Here is a 24,457-nt window from a genome sequence, read left to right on the forward strand (position 1 = left end):
CAAACGGCACAAGAGAAGGGGTTAATTCCAGTATCGTTTTAACTGCTCATAAAAGTTTTCCCTGCTCCCTGCCAGTATAAGCAAAACTATTTTGCCAGCTTCATCTTTTTCAATAATATAGGCCAGTTCATAATTTGTACCTGAGTGGTATATATCATAACCATAAACACCTGCAAGATCCCCTCTTTTAGGTACTCCCGCTTCATAAGGATCTCGCAGAATATCTTTAACTGCATTTTCAAATTTAAGTTTTAAAGGCTTTTGCTTATTGAGCTTTTAAAAAAAATTCTTAGCTTGGGGAGAAACTTTTAATGAGTATTCAGACATCATCTTCCTCATTTGAAAACAATTTATCCGCTGTGGTAAAGTCTTGATCTTTAGCTTCTTGGGCTAATTCCTCAATTGATGGTTGAATCATTGCCTTACGCTGCTTAAATTTTGTAATTAGTTCTTCTCCCTCATAGCCCTCACTAACTAGATCCTTTAAAATATCCTCTGAGAAATCTTCAAATTCCTCCCTTACCGGTTTAATAACTAGTCTGTTGTTAACAACTTCCATAAGTATTTCTTTTCCAATACCTATTTCATTATAGAAGTCCTTTGGGATACAAACTTGTCTTTTTGAGGACACAGAAACACGCTTAACTTTTCTTGACATTGATTTTCCCCTCCTTAATTGGGGTATGTTTACAGCCATAGTATTCCCTCCTGTATTATTTGATACGCGCTTTTACAATTTTACATTCTTACTTTCTTACTCTATTTTATCATTTCTTTAACAAAAAACAATAATTAACGCAAACCCGAATATGGTCTTTCACTTAATAATACCGTATACTTCCAGGGTCATTAGGAGCTAAACCTGCACACTTTAGCATAAACAATACCATTTTATCGTCCTTCTCTTCATTGCTTTATAGGCTTAAACACTGTTTTACAATTTAATAGCCTATACATCTAAATGAGCAGGTTATCTGTTACTCTTACCTCTCTTTTCTGAAGATATAAAGATAATTACCTCCTCGCCGAAAATAGTTAAAAATTTTCCAGTTGCAGCGTCGGTCTCTTTTCAAAAAAGCGGGAGGTTGAATAAACAGGACGTTTATTAGAAGGTGTTGGAAGTTGCTGATTGGTTTGTTTGGTGTGTTGGTGATGGGGAATTTTAGCATTATGTACATGGTTGAAGATGCCAATCGGCTGTACGTGACCGGATGATGAGCCTATCAGAGTTGATTGAGGTGATTGAATTACTCACAGGCATCAGGGATGCGGCTGCGCAGAGATCGAATCGTTTTAAGAAAACAAAGAGTTACTCAATGCTGAATTGGAGGCTTTACAGAAGAGGAGGTATAAGAAGAAATTGAAGCACTGGAATTATCCCAGAATGCTGGCTTACTTGAAGTATTCTTGTTTGTTAGGAACATGACCACTTTAGACTACACCCTACTCTAATACAAGGGACTGCACTTCTACTGAATATTCGTACAGCATGCACCTTGGCTAACACCATTCATTTAAGGGGAGATAGAGAGTGTATCCTGCCCCTAAATGATTAGCATACTACAGTAAAATACCAAGACTCTTAAGTGGTACCATTCTAAAGGTAATCTTCCCAAAATTTTAGTGTTGAGGAGATGGTCGGGTGAACTTCTTCTTCGATAGTGGTGCGATCCTGATGAGCATAATCAGTCATTTTTTTCAGATGTTCTATTTTTTTCTCCGCCTCTGATATCAATTCCGTATTGTGATTCTTCAGAGTGGTGAAGAGATCTCCATAAATTAACTCAAACATCTCTTCGGGCCCTTTCTCTTGTTGAAAAGATTGCAGCACTCGATTAAACAGAGATGAGACACCAGTATAGCGAAGCTCGGCAACATATTCTTCGACTTGGCGCCTATTAGCTGCTTCTTTGTCTTGGAAAAAGCCTTTAATATTCTCAATTACCCCTCCATACTGAATTGACAGTTCGGCATCATAATTTTTTTGGTTCAATGTCAATGCAATATCGTTAATGACTGACTGGGCTTTTGCTTCAGCTTCTTGTCTCTTTTTTTCATGATCCATGTTTCTCCATAGCTCAGTTCGTGCAAATAAACTTTGTGTGACTTGAGCCGCAGTATTCATACATAATTTGATATAGTCGGTTAAGATCTCTTTTCGGATCAACGCTGGGAATTTTTCCATAATTTCGATTTGGACGTGCACCGCTACTTTGTCCATTTTTTGCGAATCGTTGATTTGTGACACCGTTTTTTCAATAAGGTTACTGATACTGGCAAATGTGGATTGGTTCCACTCACCCATTCGTTTTTTAACATTAACCATGTAATCATCCGCTACCTGACTATAGACTGTAACAATGGCTTCTGACTGGCTTTCGAGAAAGGTAAGCTGCAATTCTGATTCCTCCAGTTGCTGTTTCAGAAACAGATCAACCTGCTGCTGCTTTTTATTCAACTGATTCAAATACTCTGGTATAGAATTAAGCCAGTTCCTAACCCTTTGGGTGTATTGGATCTCAATATCCTCAGAATCCAGCCAAGTGATAATCTCTCTCTGGAAAAACTCCTCTTCACAGGAGTATGGAAATACTTTAATATCACGAGAAATATACTTCATTGCATTGTGTTGAACATTCTCCATCACCTCAGTAACCTCATCATCGTAAACGTAATCCATTTTATTAACAACAATATGGATGGGTAAGCCTGGCGCCGTTTCTCTAATCCGGTCAATTGTCTCCTTCTCTATCCGCGTAAACGGATGCTCCGCACTCATTATATAGAGGAGTGCATCAGCATAATGAAGATTTTCAAATGTCGCATTCTGATCTGTCGAGCGGTCATTAAACCCAGGTGTATCAATAAAACGAACTTGATCAAATCGTTTAAATGGTGTCTTCACGAGGTAGCGTTTCTGATTATGCCGGCCCTCATCATTGTCATGGTCAATGGTCGTGTTGATCAGAAAATCCTCCTGATTAATTTCTTTCAGCTCAGTCTTCCCTGTAATTTCATAACGCAATGTACGGTCAGCCGCTTCAATGAAAGAAACCGTTGATGTTGTCGGAATTAAATCGGTTTTAGCAATCTCCTGGTTAAGAATTGAATGAATAAAGCTTGTTTTTCCGTTATTGAATGTTCCGCATAACATAAGAGAACGTCTTGATTCATCCAGTGCAGATTCATGCCAATAGAAGTGAACAGGATCAAGCCTAACAACTCGAAGCGATCGGACATAATCGTTTATTACTTCCTGAAAGCGACTCAGAAGTCTTAAAATCGAAGAGGCCGCCAGACTCTCATATTCACTCTCCATTTTCCCTTTCAATAGTCCCGCCACATAGAAGCCGACGCCCGTTTGCTCAGTTACTTCGTATAATGCTTCTAAGCTTTCTTTCGTGTCACCTCCCACCAGAAATCCTCGCTGAATACAGACAGCGAGGAAAGCTTCATAACGCTGCTGGTGTCTTCGCCGCCTTTCTTCGGATATGTGGTCATACACGAAATAAAGAAATGTATGAATCAGCTCTTGATCCACCGAGTCCTCGCAAAAGTAGAAAAAGTCATTCTCGAGGAACTCGTCATCGTTAAAGCGGATTAAACCCTCGGCAAGCTGAAACGGCAATAACTTGCCGCATTCGCTAACATGCGACCGATTTTCCCTATACCGGCTGAACCATTTGAGGGAAGGAGAGTTCTTTAGAGCAATTCCAACAACTTTAAGAGCCGTTTCGTGCAGCTCATGTGAAATAAAAAGATGATAGGACCTCTCCATTACATCACTATACAGAGGGTTTACAGCAAGTAGTTTCAAATGATAATAAAAAGAACGATAATCACCAATGGTTTCCGTTAGCTCCGCCAGTTCATAGAGAACCGTTTCGTATAAATCCGTATCAAGAGGTTGAATCCGCTCATAACAAGCTATCGCTTTTTTCAAATTCCCCTTTTTCCTCATGGCATCAGCAATATTCTTTTCTGCCCATACAGACAGGGTATAGTCCATCACCCCTACCTGGTTCCAGTGACTTATTGCAGCATCAATGTCTCCAAGAAAAAAATAGATTTCACCCAAGTAATAGTGTCCCCTCGTTCCACTCTCTGATCGATCTGCTTCCTGGATAAAACAGCTTAAGTCTGAAAGTGTTTCAAGAGAACGCTGATCCGTATACAAAGTTTTAGACCGCAGCTTTTCCAGCGGATAAGTTTTCAATTTGTGCAATGCATGCATCCCAATCACCTTCATTAATCTGATAGCCTTCTTCTAGCTTGTCTGTTCTTACATTAATTTCATGACGAATGTCTGCTTCGGTTTCCTCTACTTGCATGCGATAGTTTTCAATAATTTCATCTCTGGTTTCATCTACCGTTTCATAAATATACTCATCGAAGTTCTCCGACAGTAATTTCCTGAGCTCATCGAACCGTTCTTTAATGAGGGGGCGAATCTGCTCACGCACACGCTCAAGCTTCTTGTCTTTCAAATAATCATTTAAAAAAGGGGCCCCAACAAGCATGATCGGTAACAATAATAGACTTCCCGCTGTCAACGCAGCTAACCCCCCTGCTGCACTGACCGCCACCCCTGACTCAATTCTTGCATCAGCCTTCTTTTTAGAAGGTGACACGCTGAACGAAACAAGGTCTCGGGACACTTTATTCCCCGTCAAAAGCTCATTACCACTGCTCAGTGTATCCTCAATTTCCAGTTTCATGAACTCAGTCATTTGTTCCTCTATTTTTACAACATTCTGTCTCAACTCAGTTTCCGATTGTTTAATCCATTTTACTATACGCTTTTCTATTTTTTTCGGAAGCATCTTTTCGAAATAGTTTTTTAGATCACCAGGTAAATTCATAATAATTTCGTTATCTATGTCTTCCTCAAGATCATCAACGTATTCATGAATTTTATTTTGATAGATCGATTGCAAGTTCTGTTTTAGCTTTTCGGCTTTGTGGCTAAACTGTTTAACGGTTTCATTCAGATGATTTTTCAATGTAAGCAGATTTGAAAGTACCTGTTCCAGATGCTCCTCATCCATTTTTTTCATAGAGAGTACCCTTTTTATTTCATCTTCCAGAGCGCTTTTAATCAGCTCCACCCGCTGTTCGATTACCTGTTGTTTCTTCACAATTTGGGCCCCGCTTTTAATCTTAGCGATCAGATCTTCCTCAAAGGCACGCCACTCCTCATCGTCATGGCCTTTAAGGGCGATGGATGAAGAAACAGGCCAGAGGGCAATATTCATTTCCAGTTCTTTTTTCAATTTCGTTTCCATGTAATTGACAACTTCATCGAGCTCATCATCATCCAGCCGGTCGGAGAAATTCCCGACGAAGATGATATCTCCTGTGAGCATCGGAAGAATACTATCTTTTAAATATTCCAACTCTGTTTTACGGATGGGAGTGGTTAGATCAAGTGTAAAAATTACTACGTTAGATCTTGGGATGGAGTCGTAGGTAACTTCGAATTTATGGTCTTGCAGATCGCCTACACCGGGTGTATCAATCAGCGTCAGCTTTTTATCGAGATGGGACAGGTCCATTTCAAACGACAGATACTTTAAGGACTGTGCCTCATTTTCATTATATGTAAACGACTTTAAAGCACTGGAATGTAACTGGTACTCATCACTGCCAACGTCACTCACTGCTTTCAGAGCCCTTGATGCTCCGTGGCTGATTTTGTGGATAAACGCTGTGGCCGGAAGAACATCTGTTGGGAGAATATCCTGTCGAAGCAGAGCATTTATAAGCGTCGATTTCCCTTTCTTGAATTCACCAAGCACTGTAACTACGAAATTGTCTTCCTCTATATCGTTGACAAGCTGATCAATTTGTTCAGCCACCCGGTCTCCTGTTGTTTTTTCATTGGCAAATTCCTTAAGAATATCAAGTTGCTCTTTATAATGATCCATATTCCTCTTCCTCCTCACAGTAAGTCTTCAGTATATCCTTTAATGTCTGATTGGTTTCCGTTAAATTGGCTTCATCACTCTCATATTCAAACATTTTTTGGATATTTTTTTCATGCGACAGTTCCATGTCACGCTTCATTGCCACTATATTTTCCTTGTACTTCTTATGTGATGAACGGATATATGCTTGCATTTGTTTCTCCAGATGTTTTGTTTCATCTTCAAGCATTTTCATTAGCTGCTTCCGTTGCCTGGTACCATAATCCGTTAAAAAGTTTTCCATCTGAGCATTGTATTTTTTCAGTCCGCGTTTTTGAAGGATATATTTCCCAAAGATTGTTATTGCTGTAAACCACCCCATAGGAAGAGCTTTCTGCACGTATCTGCTCGCAGCACCTAAAAAACCCTTTAGGCTGTTTAAGCCCCCGTCGGTGAAATCCTCTTCGACTATATCCCCTGAAAAAGCCAGCACTCCTGCGAGATCTTCGGGTTGCTCATGGTTGAACGCGTTTGATAATTTTTGCAGTGCTTTATTAATTTCCTGAATCGTTGCCTCCACTCTCTCTTCTATATATTTGTTATAGTACGTACTTACTCTTCTATATTCTTCACGAGTCTCTTCCAGCACGATTTCAGCGTATTCTTCTACGGACATCCTGTGCAAATAAGATCTGGCACTGGATTCCGTAAAACAATCTTTTTTTTCCCTGTTTATCACCTTCTGTTCTTTCTCAATTCGTTTCCTCAGTTCATTTTTATCCTGCTGTAATTTCGTAATAATCTGTTTAACCTTTGATTCCATCTCTTTTTTCAATTGATCTACTTTTTTATTAAGAATGGCCATTTCTTTTTTCAGCTTGGCCTTGTTCTGTTCCAGCGCTTTTTTTCTTACGCTAATTTCATGTTTTATAACTGATTCATTGAGAGCAAGCAGGCGGCGAATCTGTTTAGCCGCTTTCACTTTCCCTTGATCATATTGAAGAAACCGGTCCAGTTCTTCTTCGAATCTATTAAATCCCGTCTCTTCAAGTGAAGTGTATTTCCTCCGTCTCACCCGGAAACTCTCTCCGCTTTCAATCCGCTTGATCTGAAGCGCCTCAAGGCTGGATACCAGGAAGACCTTCGCCTCGTTAAGTCCCTTAATCTTATCCAGATGGTCCTTGATGTACCGCAATACCCGCTCTTCTTCATCTTCGGTTTTCAGACGATCCTTGAAGTTTAAGATAAAAAAAACATTGCGAATCTGCTTCGAGAGAATTTCCTGTTCGAGAAACTTTTTCTCTGACTCACTAATCGGGCTGGTTGCCGATAGCAGAAACAGAATAGCATCAGATTTTGGCAAATACGCCCTGGTGATGGCTTCCCGCTGGTCAAAAATATCGTTCATTCCCGGTGTATCGATAATTTCATAATGATGGGACGCGGTGTACGGCAGAGGGTAAGCGACATGAGCACCGCTAATCGATTGAAGCATTTGGAGCCGCTCCTCATATTCCTCAACCGCTTTTTCCTCATAATCAAGCGGCTGCCGAGGGGCAATAAGTTTTTTAAAGTCCGTAAGGTCCTTGGTTTCCATTAAGCCACCTACGTAGGAAAGGGTGATCTTTTCCTTTTCGCTGTGTCGGATATGCGTGATAAATGTCGTAGATGGGACCGTTTTGGAGGGCAGTATATCTCGTCCGAGAATGGCATTAATAAACGTTGATTTTCCGCGGCTAAAATCACCCACTACCGTCAGCTGAAATGGAACTTCGTTCAGGTGCATCCTAATTTCGTCAAGTGTCTGTGTCCGCTCATCCAACTCTAGCCGGTAAAAGGTCTGGCGTATTCGATGGAGATTCTGGTTAATCATAAACTTGACCGTATCAAATGGCGTTTCCTGTATAATCTCTTTCATCGTTTCTGTCACAACCTTTTCAGTTCTGTACAATTTGTTTTAGCCGCTTGGTGTAGGTTATTTTAACCATGTCTAGCTCCTTACTTTCATGATCCCAAAAGAACAGCCGAAATGAGCCAGACATCTTAAGGTCCATGCAGAAATAGTTGCCAAAATCATCATTAGCTACTGCCAGATAGTTGTCGGGAAGAAGTTTTTTCATTTTCTTATTCACTTCAACAAGATTATCCTTATACGTCTCACCAATTGGCAAAAAATAGCGAAGGCGCACTTCCCGCCCAAATAATGTTTCCATATGATTCGGACGCGGCCCTCCCCCATTTCTCGTCTGATACAGCCTTTTTAATTGGTCTGGAAAAATGACATTCAGTTTCTTTTCTGCCTCTTCAATCTCCTTGATCGATACTGAGCCCTTGGCGAATTTCCAAACGACTTCCTCAATCGATTCCATTATGAATAACCTCCTCCCCAGATACTCATGCCGCCTGTGTGTCCTGACGGATCATGCATGTTACTCTCAACCAGCTGCATGCGGCCCATCTCTTCATGATGATGCCAAACATAGCCTTCAGGTGTTTCGCCATCAATTATTTGTTCAATCTGGTCTTCTCCGAAATGGCTAAATCGGCTAGCATCGGTTTCATAGGCAAATTGCAACTGTTCATTGGCAATCTGCTGATGATAGTAAGGACTCGCCTGATACTGGTCAATTGGCAGATGCGCGTCAAATTCCGCGTCAAACACGGGAAAGACACCCTTTTTCCATAACCCTTCATCTGTCAAAACCTTATTAACTTCATATGAAACTCCCGTCTCAGGGTGCACTTCCCCTTCCAGTTCAGCATTAAAAGTACTCAGCAACCCCTCAGCTTCCACATCTATAGATTCAAAAAAATCCGGCGGTAAATATGTATCTTCATATTGAGCAAATGTGTCCGCTGTCAAATCCAAGGCTGTTATATCCGTATCGATGAACGTATACCCTTGTTCATCAAAATCAAGATACTCAATTCCGGTCAAAAGTTCTTCCATCGAAAATACCTCCAATAAATTAGGACATAATAGAACCATTAAAACAAAACTATTAAACTAAACAAAAAGAACCACAGTGGTTTTTCTGTTGCTCATCACTTAAGTATTTGACATTTACTATATCCCCTTTAAACTTGAACTCTTTGCTATCAAACACCACACCCTTATAAGACTTATATAATAGTTAAATTATACCATGTTAGGCAACATGTTTCGTAAAAAAATAATTTAAAGTAAAATATTCCTATTTTTATAAGTGCGCCCCCAGTAATGTTGGGTGTGTTTAGCAGGGTAGATCTATATCTCTATTTATTTCATGCCAAGTGTGCAGAGGAACTGGTAGTCTATGTATTACAGAAACTGAAGAGAAGATTTTTATAATTTTCTCACTGGGCACCATTACTGAAACGATAAAGCCTCAAATTAAAGAGCCTGATGAACCGACTCACCCTATAAATCCATAAACCATCGTGATTTAATAGCCTTCTTCGCCCCTTAAAACCCTCAATAACCGTAATTATAAATTAAGGTTAATTAGGGTTGACGTAATTATTTAATTATTATATATTATTGTTATCAACCCTAATTTGAACTTAGGGATCCGGAGGGATTTACAATGAAATTATTTCAAATGAAAAGTAAGCCTCATGGGAAAGAAAGGTTGGAAGAGTTTTTAGAAAAGGGATATGTCGCTATTGGATGGCCAGGAATAGGAGACTTAAGTGGTGTAAGTAAGCAGGAGCTCAAGGAACGTTTGGAAAAAAAGTATGGTTATCAAGGGCAGCAGTTAGGCACATATTTAGGGGCTGTTAATGCATTTGTGAATACAATGGATAAAAATGATTTAGTCCTTATATCCGATGGTGAATATGCACACCTAGGAATCGTAGGATCTTACGAATATGAAAAAGACTACGATAATGACGAATATGGTATCTGTCATCAGCGGGAAGTAAAATGGACAGCTACTATTAATAAAGATGAATTACCCGAAAATGTCACAGAACTGTTGAGAAACAGGGGGACTATCACTCAGTTTAAGCACCCAGTTGAAAGTGCCGGCTTGGATAGGTATCTTACTTCTAAAGAAACCTTGTCTGTAGAAACCCTTGAAAAAGCTCTATCTATAGTAGAAAAAGAACTAAATTCTAAAGATTTGGACCGTCGGTTTAATGCTGCAGTAGAATTATTACGATTTGTAAAGTAGATTTAAATAATATCGTATTCAACTCAAATAGAAATAAATAGAGGGGCAATTCTTGCCTCTCTATTTCTCAGATACAACCACTCTCCGCCCTACTGATTAATTACTACTCTCTCTTCTTCTTAGTAAAAATAAAAATCATGTATGGGATGCTAGGTTAGAAAAGGAAAAGATGATCACTACGATCGTTACAATTATCAATTCAGTTTAATTAGAACTGAGCCCTTCAGGTCTTTTATAACGCTCTTCGTTTCAACCTGATAACCATGTCAAAAGAAAAAGTACATTAACTAAAGTATAATGAAATCCCCACCTAATTAATAGCTGGGGATTATTTGACGCTTACTTTGCAATTTCCCAGAACTAAACCAAGTTCTTCTCTCAAATCACATTCAGCTCATAAACCTTGCACGGGTCTATGCCAGTCCCACCACAACTGTAACACTCTTTATTCAAATTATTCCCCTATTATGGAAAAAAAATCTAATTTATCAGTTAATATCATAAATTCGAACCTTTAAGGGCCTTCCGGTTCACCACTAATATACTAATAAAGCAGGCGTTTCCATCGATAAAAAAGGGTGGAGCAGGCCGACATTCAACAGACCGGTAACAAACAAAGTACCCATCGCCGCCCCACCGGCCCAAGACCTCTTCGTAATACTAAAGATCTTTTGTAAAACCTTCTGCGAAACTAGTTTTACTGGAGGCGGCAATGTGACCACCCTGTGGAGCCGTTGATTTCTGTTATAATAATGAAAAAGAATTCCAAGAGGTGAAGGAAAATCCAAAGGTTTTATTTATACTTATTTATGCTTTATAGCTTATCAAAAATTAATTAAAGACTTAATGCAGGTATAGATACCAAGGCATAGGTCACCAATCCCTTTGGATGGGACTTTTTTATAATAGCTCATCCCACTAAAATTAAGAGACACTTTTTTTTATGCTTAATCCAAAATTCATACTGCTCTCTCTTATTGTTTTTACTTCCGTTTGCACTATGAAAATCAATGTGACAAGATTTGCACAGGGTAACTCCATTTTCTGGATCTGTTCTTTTTTCATCACACCAATGATAGCCATCTAGGTGGTGGACAACAAGTTCTCCACCTCGTTGACAGCAGCAAAGACATGTAAAATCATCGCGAAAAAATACATCCTCTCTAAATTTCGTGTACTCATTATATTGTCTTCTTTTAACCCTATCAGCCATTTCCCGTTTTGGGTTCCATCTTGGACTTTTTTCCCCTGTTCTGTTAATCACTCCACAATCAAAGCAACCATGTCCACTTTTAAAATGACAGTACTTTATTGTTCCAACGTGGCCTTCAGGGCATAAATAAACAAGTTTTTGACTTGAATTAAGATAATTCGGTGATAAGATAAAATACCCTCGATCTTTAAATTTTTCCTGTATATATTCATAAGAGTGGCGATCTCGATTACCTGTTTTCATCCCTCTACACTTACCACAATCACTTAAGTTATAATAAAAAGAACTAAAAGTAATGAAATGTTTATGATTATTTGGACATATGAACTCTAACTTTTGTTCAACATTTCTATAGGATTCAGTTAAAAGTTGGTAGCCTCTGGAGTCAAATATTTCTTTTACAAATTGATAATTGAAACGAGTTAAACTACAACGGTTTTCAATTCTACATTTTTTACATCTGGTTCCATTTTTAAACTTATTCCAGTTAGTTTTTCCATCGTGCCCTTTATTACAAATAAATTTTAATTCAGCTTTAGCATTTCTTACCTCACTAAGAAGTTGATAACCTTCTTTATCGAAACAATTCTCATAATAACTCTGCAGATGTTGTTTACAATTATTAAAACCTAACTTTTCAAATTGTCTATAATAACTGCAAAAAGACATTTTTTTACCTCTCCCACAAGTGTCACACCTCACATCCACTTTCATTTTGGAATAAATAGGAAGATCTTGAGCATTAACCTTAATTTCATCATATAGTTTGGTAAACTTATAACCCTTATTCATGTAATATTTTTTATGCTTGCTATTCCAATTCACCAATACCTCTTGATTTTTAACCAAAGTCATATACTCAACCCCATTTCCCAAAGTTAAAACAATTGTTTCCATTCCTAAAAAATATATACAAAATAATTAAATATGTAGATTTCGATAATAGATAATTTTTTCAAGAAGGGGACTAGGCACCAGCATTTACTATGGATAGCTATTCTAATATATACCGGTGGAGTAGCAGCTTTCTTAATTCTTGGCAGCTTTTTAAACTTACTTAAATAAATGTGAGTTGACGCGCTCCTCTAAGGCTATTTTCCCTTTCCATACTAAAGCGGAGTCCCCTTTCAAAAGGAACTCCGCTTTTTTTATTTTTCCGTCCTATATCTATCAGCCAGGCCTGATAAACCCTTTTCCTCCTGAACGTTTCACGTTTTTAAAGTCATGTTTTTATCTTCATTACCTGGTGTTCCATCAATAATAAAGGGAGTTCCTAAAGCTTTGGATATTTTTAATAAAGTCTCTACTTTAGGACTGGTTAACCCCGCTTCTATTCTGCCAATTGTTGATTTAGGAATATTAGCCAGATCCGCAAGTTCCTGCTGCGATATCTTTAATTTCTGTCGTTTTGATTTTATTTGTGCTGCTATTTGACCTTCTAACTGAAGACTTTCTACATGGTCATTACCCCTAATAGCTGAGTATTTTTTTAAAAAGTCGCTCATACCTTTTCCCCCTTTCACCCTAGTAAAGGTTCTGATCCTAAATACAGTAATATTCATAATTCAACTCGGCTGGCTGTAAATCATGACGCTTAATCGCGCCATTGTATTGTTTATCAAAATAATAAAGCAAAATGACTTTATGGAAATTATGAATAGCATAAATGATACGGTGGTCTCCCGTGCGCCTGCCTGGTACCCCCCACCTATAGAAGTTAGGATACCGTGTATACACATCAAGATGCTTTAGCGATGGAGGTGTTTCATCTTCATCTTCAACTTCAACCGTTCCATTAGTCTCTTCCGGATAAGGATTAAGACTAATTATAGTAAGTTGTCTTGCATAATTATCCGCCAGCTCACACCATAATCCCGGTTTACCTTTTCTGACTTCTTGTTCAGCCCAGTATAAAATTTCCTCTTCGAAGTCTGCGACATGTCCTGTATAAACGATTTTAAAGCGTTTATACTCCTGCATATGATTTACCCTTCTTTATATTATTACCTTTATGATAGCATCTATGCTATTAAGTTTCAATTAATTATTTATTGATGCAAACGATACGTTTAAACGTATACCGGTTGAATTGCTACTATCTTAAGTCTTGGCAGCTTTTAAACTTACTTAGAGAAATGTGAGTTGACGCGCTCCTCTAGGCTATATTCCCTTCCCTTACTAAAGCGGAGTCCCCCCTCTAAGGAACTCCGCTTTTACTTAACATTTCCTGCCTGTTGCTTGCGCAGATACCCATATTAACGTACGATCCGAATATGGTCTTCCACTTGATGATACCGTATACTCGTATGGTCATTAGGATCTAAACCTGCACACTTGAATAGCCCGATGAAACGGTAACGGTTCATGCCAAGGTTGTCTTTATATTTTGCAAATACTGCTCGTTGCTGATCCTGATCGACCTCTTTTTGAAACAGTGTTTTCCGGTTTTCAACAATTTCAGCCGATTCGTGGGATTCGTCTATATAGGCCAGTCTGATGCCAACGTATTAATCCACCCTTTGGCCATGGATTTTTTAACCCCGTCAACCTCAACAGACAACTTCGGACACCACAGCCACGTATTCTCATACACTCTGAAATAACTTTTCTGATAACGTTTCGCCTGTTTCCCAAACACGGTGTTGGCAATATCTTTAATGTCTTTAAATGAAACAGTGTATATATACTCAACACATCTATTTCTTTTAATTGAGCCAACTCTAGTTCATACGTTATTCAGCTTAACTCTTTGTTTGCAGCACGCTCCTGAATAACCGCCACAACTTCCGTAATCTGTTGTTCAATCGCTTCAATTGATTGCGTGGCATCCACTCTTAAACAGAGAAAATCATCCATCGCCTCTTCGTTAACGGAAGCAATAATGTCATCCATCCTGAGTTCATCCGCTGCTACCTGCTGTTTATCATGGGCTTCATCAACTTCCACTCCAATATGAAGCTGGGGGAAGTACAAATCAATTAAGGCATAGGAGCCATTTGCCCGTTTTATATTGCTAGCTGACTGGAAGAATGTCCAGGTTATTAAGCTTATGCCAGATGGCAGTTAGAATATTGTTCTCACAATCTTTCCGTTTTGTTCGGGAAAAAGTTCTTACTAAATAGTCCCGTTTATTCATGCGCTACACCTTTTTTCTTTTTTAAGATAAATTAATCGTTTATACATTTTTCAGTATAAATAACAGATACTGGGAATGTGTTCTCTTTGAACTACTTCTACCGTGCAATTCTTTTAAATCGAATCGTCACTATTTTCAGTATTAACTAATGACACCGATTAAATCCTAAGGAAAGTAATAATGATTCAGTCGCTATATGTTCAACTTTTTTCTAAATATACAAAAGCTCCCGCTCTAAAAGAGGGGAGCATTATTTTCACATACGTATGCTTGTCATATGTGCCATATTTTTGAAAAATCATAATTTATATGTTTATTTTATAAGTGATAAGGTGATCAGTCACAGGCACTTATTAAGCACCTACAGAAGCTGCTGTGTCAGAGGAAATTATTCCTCTTGATTGCAGCTCAGCTTTCGCTTCATCACTTGCTGGATGGTAGCCTTTTTCTAACAGGTCTTTAATATAAAGTTTATTATAAACAAATGAGAAAATGATTCCTGGGATCCAAGCACCAAAACCTAATGTAAAGAATGCCGCTACTGCTGCAGTAATAAACATAATTGCTGCCCACTTCAAATCTCCTCTAAACAAAGCCGGAAAAAAACCGAAGAAAAACGTCGTCCAGCTAAAACCAAGCTTTACCTCCTTCGTTACTCCAGCTTCGTTTCTTAATTTTACCATCATGATGTAACCCTCCTTAAGTATTATGTATAAACACCTACCAAGTATATCATTAATTTCATAATGTGGTAATATTTATCTATTATTTAAGTCTCGCATATTAATTTCCGATATTGTGCGGGTAACAAAAATAACAAAGCACCGGCTAATGCCGATGCCCAGTAGAGTTCAGTTATCCAGAATTATAACTTATCAATTCAAGATGACGTGAGATATGCTTTAATCCGGCATTCATTAATGAAAAGATGAAGACCCACACATAATTGTGTTTAATTTTATTATCTGCAAGTGTATATCCATCCATTACGGATAACTTCTACAGCAGCAGCCGTTCGGCTAGACGCTTTCATCTTTTTCAACAAGTCACCTAAGTTTTGAGATATAGTGGATTGAGAGAAACTCATTTTGTTAGCAATTTCTGAAACGTTATACCCATCTAATAAAAATTGAAGCAATTGATATTCTCTCTCAGATAGATTTATTGTTATTTTATTTTTATTTAATATGAACTTTTTAACCGGTATAGAGGATGGAGTATTAATATTAATGACTGATATTAATTCTTTTTGTAAATCATGGTCTAAAAACATTTCATATTTTTCTAAAGAACTAAGAACAGTTTTATATTCATTGGTTAAGTACGTTAATGATACGATACCCTTTATAGGCAGGTATAAATATTTTATGATATTTTTATCCAGAGATCCGCTTATTACAAGTACCGTTCTAGTATGACATAGGTTGTTTTGTATAATAGTTTTTAATTGCTGTATGATATCTTCTCTATATCTATCAACAACATAAAAATTCCAGTATTTTTTGTCATTTTTTATATCTGGACTTTTCATTTCAATATAGTTTCTAATATTTCCAACTAAATTTGCAGGTAACATGTTTTTCGAATCATAAAATATGATATTTTCGTGTGTCAGTTTTTGGTTAATAGAAATACACTTATTTTTTCCCTGATTCTCTATTATCATTTAATGTACTCTCCTTTCATCCATCACTCGCTCTTTTAAACCTTTAAGTTACATGTATTTAGTTTAAACTCTGAATATATACAAAACATATACATACTTATTTTGAGTTATATTAAAAAGCAGTCAGCTCAGCTTCCGCCTATGCTAACCGTCACATCTTACATCATGTTTCCTACGATATAATTCAAGGCTTATACTCTATAATCCGACCACTTAAATGATGATGATTTAACTTCCGTTCATCTCTATTTAAAGAAAAAGCACTTTGATATTGAACATAACCAGAGATATAATGCTCAATATCATCAATTCTCACTCTGTACCCATGATGTTTAATAAAAAATGATCCAAGTATTCTCTGAGGATTTTTAAAATACATCGCAACTTCAGGGTAGAAATATCCCAGTCTCTGATAATCTGCACGATTATGAATAACGTTAAGAAACTCATCTTCGTTCATATGTTCCTCTATTAAATCTTCATAACCATATTGTTTTGCCTTCTGAAGTAAGTGGTAAGTCGCCATCAGCATTTCTAAAAATGTCGGAAATGTCGTTTCCCTGTTCTTAATGTAATCTAAGTATCCCGCAACATTTTTAATTCCAAATTCAAAGTATCTCTTGTCATTCTCAATTTGAACCAATTCATTGGTACAATATCCGAGCCAATGATCGTGGTATTTCCAATATTTCTCTTCAATAAATTTCTCAAAAAGTAATTTAACTGTATCCAACCAAATAGGATTTTTGTCGATTTGATATAGCCTAAGCAGTGCAAGTGCGGCTTCACCATCATAGTAAACCACCCGAAATTTATCTTTTACTGTCAATGAAGGGTAGTTTAAAACATGAGTAGTTGAGGCATTCTCTGAATCTACCATATGCAGGATACCTTTTGCTGCAGCTTGTCCTGCTTTAAGCAGGTCCAATTCATCCGGGTAGTATTTCAGATATTCACATATTGCAAAAACAAATGCTGCGTTCTGGCCTAATTTAATCTCTTTGATATTATTTGAATCATCGTATACAAATGCCGCACCTTCATATTCATATAAATAATGGTCTATGATGTAGTCAAGCGGTGGTTTCGCTACACTTACATCCTGTTTCAAATATGCCAGGCCTTCAATTAAAGCATATGTCGAAGATGAATGCCTTAAATTATTATAAAAATTAATTTTTTTATCAAAATGCGGGAAGTAACCATACACATATTGACCACCTTCTTTGATTTGCTCTTTTAAATAGGAAACGCTTGTATGAATCAGTCGATCAATCTCCTCATGATGATTTTCGATTCTGCGTAACCCTTTATTGTAGCCACGATCATGAAGCTCTATTATTTCATCCTCTTCAATAAAGTAACTTTTCGTATAGAATTTAATCACTTGCTTTGTTTTATACGTTTGGTTTCGGTATGGTTTATATTTAGATTTTAATTTCGCTTTTTTTGGATATTTATACTTATCTAAATAGTTATTTACATTCGTTTCTGAAAAAAATAACCCTGTTTTATCTTTACTTGGTTTTAAAAAAGCGTTCGCATTTATTTCTTCAGGTAAAAATGATAAAATATAATCTTTATCATAACTTACACCATAATCGATATAGTTTCTCCTAGTCATTTCCATTTCTTTTTTCAAACTTTCAAATTCAACCTGTTTTGTATCTGTGATAATATCAATTTTTATCCATTCAGGAAAATTCCCAGTTTTATCTTTAAAACCTAAACAAAGGTCAAAAATTTTATCATTTAAATATCGTGATACTTTTAACCTTTTTACTTTTGCTTTCACTGTTGGACTAGCTAAGCTAACAAAAATATAATTGCCTAATTTTTCGTTCTTCTCTATTTTTTTCACTAGTGAACTGATTCGATCTAACATTTCCATAACACAAAATCCCCCTTTTTGGCTATTCATATAGGTTAAAATCATACAACTATTAAATCATCACTCACCTGTCTAAACTCACTTCGTTTACCCTTACCAATATGTAAAATTCCCCCCCCATCCTAAAAGGTGAGGGGGAGTTTATCCGTTAATTCTAATTAAACTGTTTCTTTTTTATTTCTGCGTTTTTTAAAAAGTATAATTGAACCGAGTCCAGCCATTAATGCACCCACCATTGAAATCAGGCCTGAAGATTCAGCTCCGGTTTGTGGTAGTTCATCGTCTTCTGGGTCCTCTGGATCTTCTGGATCTTCTGGATCTTCGGCGTCCGCATCTGAGTCTGCATCCGCGTCAGCATCCGCATCTGCGTCGGCATCGGCATCTGCATCCGCATCTGAGTCTGCATCCGCATCTGCGTCAGCGTCTGCATCTGAATCTGCATCCGCGTCAGCGTCCGCATCCGCATCTGAGTCTGCATCAGCGTCTGCGTCCGCGTCCGCATCTGCGTCAGCGTCGGCATCTGAATCTGCATCCGCGTCAGCGTCCGCATCTGAGTCTGCATCCGCATCAGCATCAGAGTCTGCATCAGCATCTGCGTCAGCGTCCGCATCTGAATCTGCGTCAGCGTCAGCGTCCGCATCTGAGTCTGCATCCGCGTCAGCGTCCGCGTCCGCATCTGAGTCTGCATCCGCGTCAGCGTCCGCATCTGAGTCTGCATCCGCGTCCGCATCCGCATCTGAATCTGAATCTGAATCTGAATCTGCATCAGCGTCTGCGTCCGCATCCGCATCTGCGTCTGCATCCGCATCTGCATCCGCATCTGAATCTGAGTCTGCATCCGCATCTGAGTCTGCGTCCGCATCCGCGTCTGCGTCGGCATCGGCATCTGAATCTGCGTCAGCGTCCGCATCCGCATCTGCATCCGCATCCGCATCTGCATCCGCATCCGCATCCGCATCTGAATCTGAATCTGCATCAGCGTCCGCATCCGCGTCAGCGTCCGCATCTGAATCTGCGTCAGCGTCCGCGTCCGCATCCGCATCTGAATCTGCATCCGCATCTGCGTCAGCGTCCGCATCGGCATCTGAGTCTGCATCCGCATCTGCGTCGGCATCGGCATCCGCATCTGCGTCAGCGTCCGCATCGGCATCTGAGTCTGCATCCGCATCTGCGTCGGCATCGGCATCCGCATCTGCGTCGGCATCCGCATCTGAATCTGAATCTGCATCAGCGTCCGCATCCGCGTCAGCGTCGGCATCGGCATCTGAGTCTGCATCCGCATCTGAGTCTGCATCAGCGTCTGCGTCCGCGTCCGCATCAGCATCCGCATCTGCGTCGGCATCCGCATCTGAGTCTGCATCAGCGTCCGCGTCCGCATCCGCATCAGCATCTGAGTCTGCATCCGCATCTGCGTCGGCATCCGCATCTGCGTCGGCATCCGCATCGGCATCAGAGTCTGCATCCGCGTCCGCATCCGCATCTGAGTCTGCATCCGCGTCTGCGTCAGCGTCAGCATCTGCATCCGCATCTGAGTCTGCATCCGCATCTGAGTCTGCATCAGCGTCTGCGTCGGCATCGGCATCTGCATCCGCATCCGCATCCGCATCTGAATCTGAATCTGCATCAGCGTCCGCATCCGCGTCAGCGTCCGCATCTGAATCTGCGTCAGCGTCCGCGTCCGCATCCGCATCTGAATCTGCATCCGCATCTGCGTCAGCGTCCGCATCGGCATCTGAGTCTGCATCCGCATCTGCGTCGGCATCGGCATCCGCATCCGCATCCGCATCTGAATCTGCATCAGCGTCCGCATCCGCGTCCGCATCCGCATCTGAGTCTGCATCCGCATCTGAGTCTGCATCAGCGTCTGCGTCCGCGTCCGCATCAGCATCAGCATCTGAGTCTGCATCCGCATCTGCGTCGGCATCGGCATCCGCATCTGCGTCGGCATCAGAGTCTGCATCCGCGTCCGCATCCGCATCTGAGTCTGCATCAGCGTCTGCGTCAGCGTCTGCATCTGCATCCGCATCTGAGTCTGCATCAGCGTCTGCGTCCGCATCCGCATCTGAGTCTGCATCCGCATCTGAGTCTGCATCCGCGTCCGCATCCGCGTCAGCGTCCGCGTCGGCATCTGCGTCAGCGTCTGCATCTGAATCTGCGTCTGCGTCCGCATCTGAGTCTGCATCAGCGTCTGCGTCAGCGTCCGCATCTGCATCCGCATCCGCGTCTGCGTCCGCATCTGAATCTGCGTCAGCGTCTGCGTCCGCATCCGCATCTGCGTCGGCATCGGCATCCGCATCCGCATCCGCATCTGCGTCGGCATCGGCATCTGCATCCGCATCTGCGTCGGCATCGGCATCTGCATCCGCATCTGAGTCTGCATCCGCATCTGAGTCTGCATCCGCGTCTGCGTCCGCATCCGCATCTGAATCTGCGTCAGCGTCCGCATCCGCATCTGCGTCGGCATCCGCATCCGCATCCGCATCTGAATCTGCATCAGCGTCCGCATCCGCGTCAGCGTCGGCATCGGCATCTGAGTCTGCATCCGCATCTGAGTCTGCATCAGCGTCTGCGTCAGCGTCCGCATCTGCATCCGCATCTGAGTCTGCATCCGCATCTGAGTCTGCATCAGCGTCTGCGTCAGCGTCCGCATCTGCATCCGCATCTGAGTCTGCATCAGCATCAGCATCTGAGTCTGCATCCGCATCTGCGTCAGCGTCCGCATCTGAATCTGCGTCAGCGTCAGCGTCAGCATCAGCATCTGAGTCTGCATCCGCGTCAGCGTCCGCATCCGCATCTGCGTCGGCATCGGCATCTGCATCCGCATCTGCGTCGGCATCCGCGTCTGCGTCAGCGTCCGCATCCGCATCTGAGTCTGCATCAGCGTCCGCATCCGCATCTGCGTCAGCGTCGGCATCGGCATCGGCATCTGCATCTGCATCCGCGTCAGCATCTGAGTCTGCATCCGCATCTGCGTCGGCATCGGCATCCGCATCCGCATCCGCATCTGAATCTGAATCTGCATCAGCGTCCGCATCCGCGTCAGCGTCGGCATCGGCATCTGAGTCTGCATCCGCATCTGAGTCTGCATCAGCGTCTGCGTCAGCGTCCGCATCCGCATCTGCGTCGGCATCGGCATCTGCATCCGCATCCGCATCTGAATCTGAATCTGCATCAGCGTCCGCATCCGCATCTGAATCTGAATCTGCATCAGCGTCCGCATCTGAATCTGCGTCAGCGTCTGAATCTGCGTCGGCATCGGCATCCGCATCTGAGTCTGCATCCGCATCTGAGTCTGCATCCGCGTCAGCATCTGAGTCTGCATCCGCGTCAGCGTCCGCATCCGCATCTGAATCTGAATCTGAATCTGCATCCGCGTCAGCGTCCGCGTCTGAATCTGCGTCAGCGTCCGCGTCCGCATCCGCATCTGAATCTGCATCTGAATCTGCATCCGCATCTGCGTCAGCGTCGGCATCGGCATCTGAGTCTGCGTCAGCGTCCGCGTCCGCGTCAGCATCCGCATCTGAATCTGCGTCAGCGTCCGCATCTGAATCTGCGTCAGCGTCCGCGTCCGCATCTGAGTCTGCATCCGCATCTGAGTCTGCATCCGCATCTGAGTCTGCATCAGCGTCTGCGTCAGCGTCCGCATCTGCATCCGCATCCGCATCCGCATCCGCATCTGAGTCTGCATCCGCGTCAGCGTCCGCATCTGAATCTGAATCTGAATCTGCATCCGCGTCCGCATCCGCATCTGCGTCGGCATCGGCATCTGCATCCGCATCTGAGTCTGCATCCGCATCTGAGTCTGCATCAGCGTCTGCGTCCGCATCTGCGTCAGCGTCAGCGTCAGCGTCCGCATCTGAATCTGCGTCAGCGTCAGCGTCCGCGTCCGCATCGGCATCTGAATCTGCGTCCGCATCTGAATCTGCATCCGCATCTGAGTCTGCATCGGCATCTGAGTCTGCATCCGCATCTGAGTCTGCATCAGCATCAGCATCAGAGTCTGCATCAGCATCAGCATCAGAGTCTGCATCAGCGTCCGCATCCGCGTCAGCGTCCGCATCAGCATCTGAGTCTGCATCCGCATCCGCATCTGCGTCGGCGTCAGCATCTGCATCAGTATCATCATCTGGTGGAGGCAACTGTCCATCACCGCCACCTGTTGAACCTTCTAGGAAGTAACCAGCTGGCTCCCATCCTGTGAAGTTATCCCAATTCCCTTCCATTAGTGTAGCTTCAGCAGTATAATAATCATAAGGCTCATCTGTCACATTATTATCCACTACTTCTATATAGTATTGATCAGATATATCCCCAAGATGAATATTTATATATCCACCCTCTTCAAAAAAGATCCTATCAGAATATTCGTCTGTGACATCTATTAAACTAGAGGGATCCGTATAACCCGAATCTGTAAAAGCCTCACCATCTGTTTTTCTATAAATTTTAATGTCTAAATCTTCTTTCACTTCGAAACCATTATTTTCTCTATCATCTAGATGGTCCCAATTCTGCGGTCCAATCTGTACCCAGGCATCATTGTAAGGAATACTATTGTCATTAACCTGCCACCCTAAGGTCCATTTTTCGATATAACCATCTGAATCCCGCTCAGTGTTTTGGAACCCGTTGATGTCCAGTCTTCCGTCATAAGATGTTGATCTTTCTCCCCAGTCAACGGTGTACTCATGTTCGAGAATAGTCCCACCAAAATTAATCTCACCTGAATAAGGACCGTTATATGGAGTTCCGACATTGTCTGCAAAAATCTTTATTTCGGTCTCTAGTTGAAAATCGCTTCTTCCTTCAACCCAATCGGTAAATGTATATGTTAATTGAGGAGTACCTTTTCCACTTACGTGGGCTATCACAGAGCCATCTGAAGCTAAAATGTCCCCTCCCTGGCCTGACGTCAAAGAATAGTCCGGTAAATCAACAGTGATCGTCTCACCCGGATTCAACGTTTCAGCAGTGAAGCTTACTACCATAGTAGTAGGGTCTGCACTCAGGTCTGGTGAATCAATCACTTCAGCTTCTACATTTGAAATTTGTGCTTCATTAGTAGCTGAGAATACAGAGAATTCTTCTTCTTCTTCCTCAGAAGGTTCGTCTTCTTCTTCCTCAGAAGATTCGTCTTCTTCCTCTTCCTCAGAAGATTCGTCTTCTTCCTCTTCCTCAGAAGGGTCTTCTTCTTCCTCTTCCTCAGAAGGGTCTTCTTCTTCCTCTTCCTCAGAAGGGTCTTCTTCTTCCTCTTCCTCAGAAGGGTCTTCTTCTTCCTCTTCCTCAGAAGGGTCTTCTTCTTCTTCCTCAGAAGGGTCTTCTTCTCCCTCTTCTTCAGAAGGATCTACTTCTTCCTCTTTCTCAGAGGATTCTTCTTGTTCATTTACGTCTTCTTCCTCACTTAATTCTTCAATTACAGACGCTTGTTCCTCACTATTCATTTCTTGTTCGTCTGCGGCAGCCGAAGCTGTTCCAGACATAAACAAAGCGGCACCAATAATTACTGACCCGACTCCAGTAGACAGCTTGCGTATGGCATACTTGTAATTTTTCTCAAACATTGCGTAATTTCATCTCCAATCTTAAACATTTTCTAACTTTGATCACATTAAACACTCGTAATCATACGCATCCCCCCCAAAAAGAAATCAGAATTCTAAAAAAATCTACCAATCTAAAGATTATGCAATATAACCAATTGTTTTATAAATTATGGCAAACAAATATATACAAATTCTTTACATTTCTAATAGTTTAAAATATCTATTTTAGTCGAACTTTGCCAGCACTATTGGACTCATTAGAACAACCGTAGTTTCTCTTGGGTCTTTTACTACGGTAATTTCACATAAAAATACATATTCTTCTAATTTTCAAAGTAGATACTTATAAACAACTATGATGTATTGTTACTCAAGCTTTGCACTATTGAATTACTTTTGAGGTGATCGAACATGCGAAGGATATATATGGAATATTTGGAGCTCGTACCAAAGATTGGGGTTACCAAGGAAATAATGATAATTATACAGGGGGAAAATTAATAGAGTCATGAAGCAGGCACAGCAGGATTAATTCTGAGGGTTTCTGGCATGTAAGAAAAATTCGAATATCTTTCATCATTTTTTTCAGGATTTAACAGTACTTTTTCAAAACATTAAGTAAAGTTCTGAAGTCATCGAACCTCCATTTACTTTTTGTTTTATAGAAGTGAAAAAATTAAGGTTTTTTCACATGAAAACTGCTAAAATTTGACCTGGATGAAATATTCGACCTTCTCACAGGCCATTTCCAGGAGAACCATATCATTGATTCTGATGGTCTATCAGGACCTGATACTTATTCAACATTGATTGATGTGCCGATTCGCTATAACCAGGGAACCGAAGTGTCAACTCCTACTACTTCCAAATCCAGTGAAACTGGCCAAATCCAACAGCCAGTAAAGAGATAGTGCAGAGGCTCCCGAAGAATTTTCAAGCATTCAA

At 41.1% G+C, this 24,457-nt stretch carries 17 protein-coding genes and 3 pseudogenes; 1 reads left to right on the forward strand and 19 read right to left on the reverse strand.

The window, feature by feature from the left end; genetic code table 11:
• Window positions 1–21: 21 nt before the first annotated feature.
• The 7 genes and pseudogenes from BMW59_RS10800 to BMW59_RS10830 all read right to left on the reverse strand — a co-directional run.
• A pseudogene (locus tag BMW59_RS10800) lies at window positions 22–255 on the reverse strand (type II toxin-antitoxin system RelE/ParE family toxin); the annotation flags it as partial.
• A 64-nt stretch (window positions 256–319) separates the two neighbouring features.
• On the reverse strand, window positions 320–697 hold the full coding sequence (locus tag BMW59_RS10805) for an AbrB/MazE/SpoVT family DNA-binding domain-containing protein (protein WP_218141983.1): 378 nt from the start codon (window positions 695–697) through the stop codon (window positions 320–322).
• 900 nt (window positions 698–1,597) lie between these two features.
• Complete coding sequence (locus BMW59_RS10810; RefSeq protein ID WP_177174296.1) at window positions 1,598–4,225, reverse strand: dynamin family protein; 2,628 nt, start codon at window positions 4,223–4,225, stop codon at window positions 1,598–1,600.
• Entirely contained in the window at window positions 4,182–5,927 is a 1,746-nt protein-coding gene (locus tag BMW59_RS10815; protein ID WP_093051581.1) for a dynamin family protein, read from the reverse strand. The genes BMW59_RS10810 and BMW59_RS10815 overlap by 44 nt, the downstream gene beginning before the upstream one ends.
• Entirely contained in the window at window positions 5,914–7,824 is a 1,911-nt protein-coding gene (locus BMW59_RS10820; RefSeq protein ID WP_143051218.1) for a dynamin family protein, read from the reverse strand. Before BMW59_RS10820 ends, BMW59_RS10815 begins: the two co-directional genes overlap by 14 nt.
• A gap of 19 nt (window positions 7,825–7,843) precedes the next feature.
• Window positions 7,844–8,275, reverse strand: a complete 432-nt coding sequence (locus tag BMW59_RS10825) for an SMI1/KNR4 family protein (RefSeq protein ID WP_093051587.1) — start codon at window positions 8,273–8,275, stop codon at window positions 7,844–7,846.
• Window positions 8,275–8,856 carry an HNH endonuclease gene (locus tag BMW59_RS10830; protein ID WP_177174297.1) on the reverse strand — a complete coding sequence of 194 codons (582 nt, stop codon included), beginning with the start codon at window positions 8,854–8,856 and terminating at the stop codon, window positions 8,275–8,277. The genes BMW59_RS10825 and BMW59_RS10830 overlap by 1 nt, the downstream gene beginning before the upstream one ends.
• 616 nt (window positions 8,857–9,472) lie before the next feature.
• On the opposite strand from BMW59_RS10830, the gene BMW59_RS10835 reads away from it, so the two are divergent.
• Window positions 9,473–10,063: a hypothetical protein gene (locus tag BMW59_RS10835; RefSeq protein ID WP_093051593.1), complete on the forward strand. Its 591-nt coding sequence runs from the start codon at window positions 9,473–9,475 to the stop codon at window positions 10,061–10,063.
• A gap of 910 nt (window positions 10,064–10,973) precedes the next feature.
• Here the strand turns inward: BMW59_RS10835 and BMW59_RS10840 are convergent.
• From BMW59_RS10840 to BMW59_RS22445, 12 genes and pseudogenes are all read right to left on the reverse strand, one after another.
• The gene (locus BMW59_RS10840; RefSeq protein WP_093051596.1) at window positions 10,974–12,131 is read right to left on the reverse strand and encodes an HNH endonuclease; all 1,158 of its coding nucleotides are present in this window, start codon (window positions 12,129–12,131) and stop codon (window positions 10,974–10,976) included.
• 353 nt (window positions 12,132–12,484) lie between these two features.
• Window positions 12,485–12,781: a helix-turn-helix domain-containing protein gene (locus BMW59_RS10845; RefSeq protein WP_093051599.1), complete on the reverse strand. Its 297-nt coding sequence runs from the start codon at window positions 12,779–12,781 to the stop codon at window positions 12,485–12,487.
• Between the two features lie 37 nt (window positions 12,782–12,818).
• The gene (locus tag BMW59_RS10850) at window positions 12,819–13,256 is read right to left on the reverse strand and encodes a hypothetical protein (RefSeq protein ID WP_093051602.1); all 438 of its coding nucleotides are present in this window, start codon (window positions 13,254–13,256) and stop codon (window positions 12,819–12,821) included.
• Between the two features lie 275 nt (window positions 13,257–13,531).
• Window positions 13,532–13,914: pseudogene (locus BMW59_RS22045) on the reverse strand (hypothetical protein).
• 98 nt (window positions 13,915–14,012) lie between these two features.
• On the reverse strand, window positions 14,013–14,339 hold the full coding sequence (locus tag BMW59_RS10855; protein ID WP_342740051.1) for an AbaSI family restriction endonuclease: 327 nt from the start codon (window positions 14,337–14,339) through the stop codon (window positions 14,013–14,015).
• Window positions 14,290–14,412 (reverse strand): AbaSI family restriction endonuclease, encoded by a 123-nt coding sequence (locus tag BMW59_RS22435; RefSeq protein ID WP_425441266.1) that lies wholly within the window; start codon window positions 14,410–14,412, stop codon window positions 14,290–14,292. Before BMW59_RS22435 ends, BMW59_RS10855 begins: the two co-directional genes overlap by 50 nt.
• 353 nt (window positions 14,413–14,765) lie before the next feature.
• A complete protein-coding gene (locus tag BMW59_RS10860) occupies window positions 14,766–15,098 on the reverse strand; it encodes a hypothetical protein (RefSeq protein ID WP_093051608.1) in 333 nt (110 codons plus the stop codon).
• A gap of 275 nt (window positions 15,099–15,373) precedes the next feature.
• Complete coding sequence (locus tag BMW59_RS10865; protein ID WP_093051611.1) at window positions 15,374–16,078, reverse strand: response regulator transcription factor; 705 nt, start codon at window positions 16,076–16,078, stop codon at window positions 15,374–15,376.
• A gap of 184 nt (window positions 16,079–16,262) precedes the next feature.
• The gene (locus tag BMW59_RS10870; RefSeq protein WP_093051614.1) at window positions 16,263–17,969 is read right to left on the reverse strand and encodes a poly(glycerol-phosphate) alpha-glucosyltransferase; all 1,707 of its coding nucleotides are present in this window, start codon (window positions 17,967–17,969) and stop codon (window positions 16,263–16,265) included.
• 158 nt (window positions 17,970–18,127) lie between these two features.
• Window positions 18,128–18,205, reverse strand: coding sequence for an LPXTG cell wall anchor domain-containing protein (locus BMW59_RS22440; RefSeq protein WP_425441270.1), 78 nt, complete (start codon window positions 18,203–18,205; stop codon window positions 18,128–18,130).
• 5 nt (window positions 18,206–18,210) lie between these two features.
• The gene (locus tag BMW59_RS22260; protein ID WP_218141984.1) at window positions 18,211–22,116 is read right to left on the reverse strand and encodes a hypothetical protein; all 3,906 of its coding nucleotides are present in this window, start codon (window positions 22,114–22,116) and stop codon (window positions 18,211–18,213) included.
• A gap of 70 nt (window positions 22,117–22,186) precedes the next feature.
• A pseudogene (locus BMW59_RS22445) lies at window positions 22,187–23,530 on the reverse strand (fibrinogen-binding adhesin SdrG C-terminal domain-containing protein); the annotation flags it as partial.
• Window positions 23,531–24,457: the final 927 nt, after the last annotated feature.

It is taken from the genome of Salipaludibacillus aurantiacus (assembly GCF_900111295.1).
Taxonomy (GTDB): Bacteria; Bacillota; Bacilli; order Bacillales; family Salisediminibacteriaceae; genus Salipaludibacillus; species Salipaludibacillus aurantiacus.

Coding starts and splice junctions, on each gene's coding strand:
- BMW59_RS10805 (WP_218141983.1), bottom strand. CDS start 697: ATGGCTGTAAACATACCCCAATTAAGGAGGGGAAAATCAATGTCAAGA.
- BMW59_RS10815 (WP_093051581.1), bottom strand. CDS start 5,927: ATGGATCATTATAAAGAGCAACTTGATATTCTTAAGGAATTTGCCAAT.
- BMW59_RS10820 (WP_143051218.1), bottom strand. CDS start 7,824: ATGAAAGAGATTATACAGGAAACGCCATTTGATACGGTCAAGTTTATG.
- BMW59_RS10825 (WP_093051587.1), bottom strand. CDS start 8,275: ATGGAATCGATTGAGGAAGTCGTTTGGAAATTCGCCAAGGGCTCAGTA.
- BMW59_RS10830 (WP_177174297.1), bottom strand. CDS start 8,856: ATGGAAGAACTTTTGACCGGAATTGAGTATCTTGATTTTGATGAACAA.
- BMW59_RS10835 (WP_093051593.1), top strand. CDS start 9,473: ATGAAATTATTTCAAATGAAAAGTAAGCCTCATGGGAAAGAAAGGTTG.
- BMW59_RS10840 (WP_093051596.1), bottom strand. CDS start 12,131: ATGACTTTGGTTAAAAATCAAGAGGTATTGGTGAATTGGAATAGCAAG.
- BMW59_RS10845 (WP_093051599.1), bottom strand. CDS start 12,781: ATGAGCGACTTTTTAAAAAAATACTCAGCTATTAGGGGTAATGACCAT.
- BMW59_RS10850 (WP_093051602.1), bottom strand. CDS start 13,256: ATGCAGGAGTATAAACGCTTTAAAATCGTTTATACAGGACATGTCGCA.
- BMW59_RS22435 (WP_425441266.1), bottom strand. CDS start 14,412: ATGAATAAACGGGACTATTTAGTAAGAACTTTTTCCCGAACAAAACGG.
- BMW59_RS10860 (WP_093051608.1), bottom strand. CDS start 15,098: ATGATGGTAAAATTAAGAAACGAAGCTGGAGTAACGAAGGAGGTAAAG.
- BMW59_RS10865 (WP_093051611.1), bottom strand. CDS start 16,078: ATGATAATAGAGAATCAGGGAAAAAATAAGTGTATTTCTATTAACCAA.
- BMW59_RS10870 (WP_093051614.1), bottom strand. CDS start 17,969: ATGGAAATGTTAGATCGAATCAGTTCACTAGTGAAAAAAATAGAGAAG.
- BMW59_RS22440 (WP_425441270.1), bottom strand. CDS start 18,205: ATGGTGGGTGCATTAATGGCTGGACTCGGTTCAATTATACTTTTTAAA.
- BMW59_RS22260 (WP_218141984.1), bottom strand. CDS start 22,116: ATGGACAGTTGCCTCCACCAGATGATGATACTGATGCAGATGCTGACG.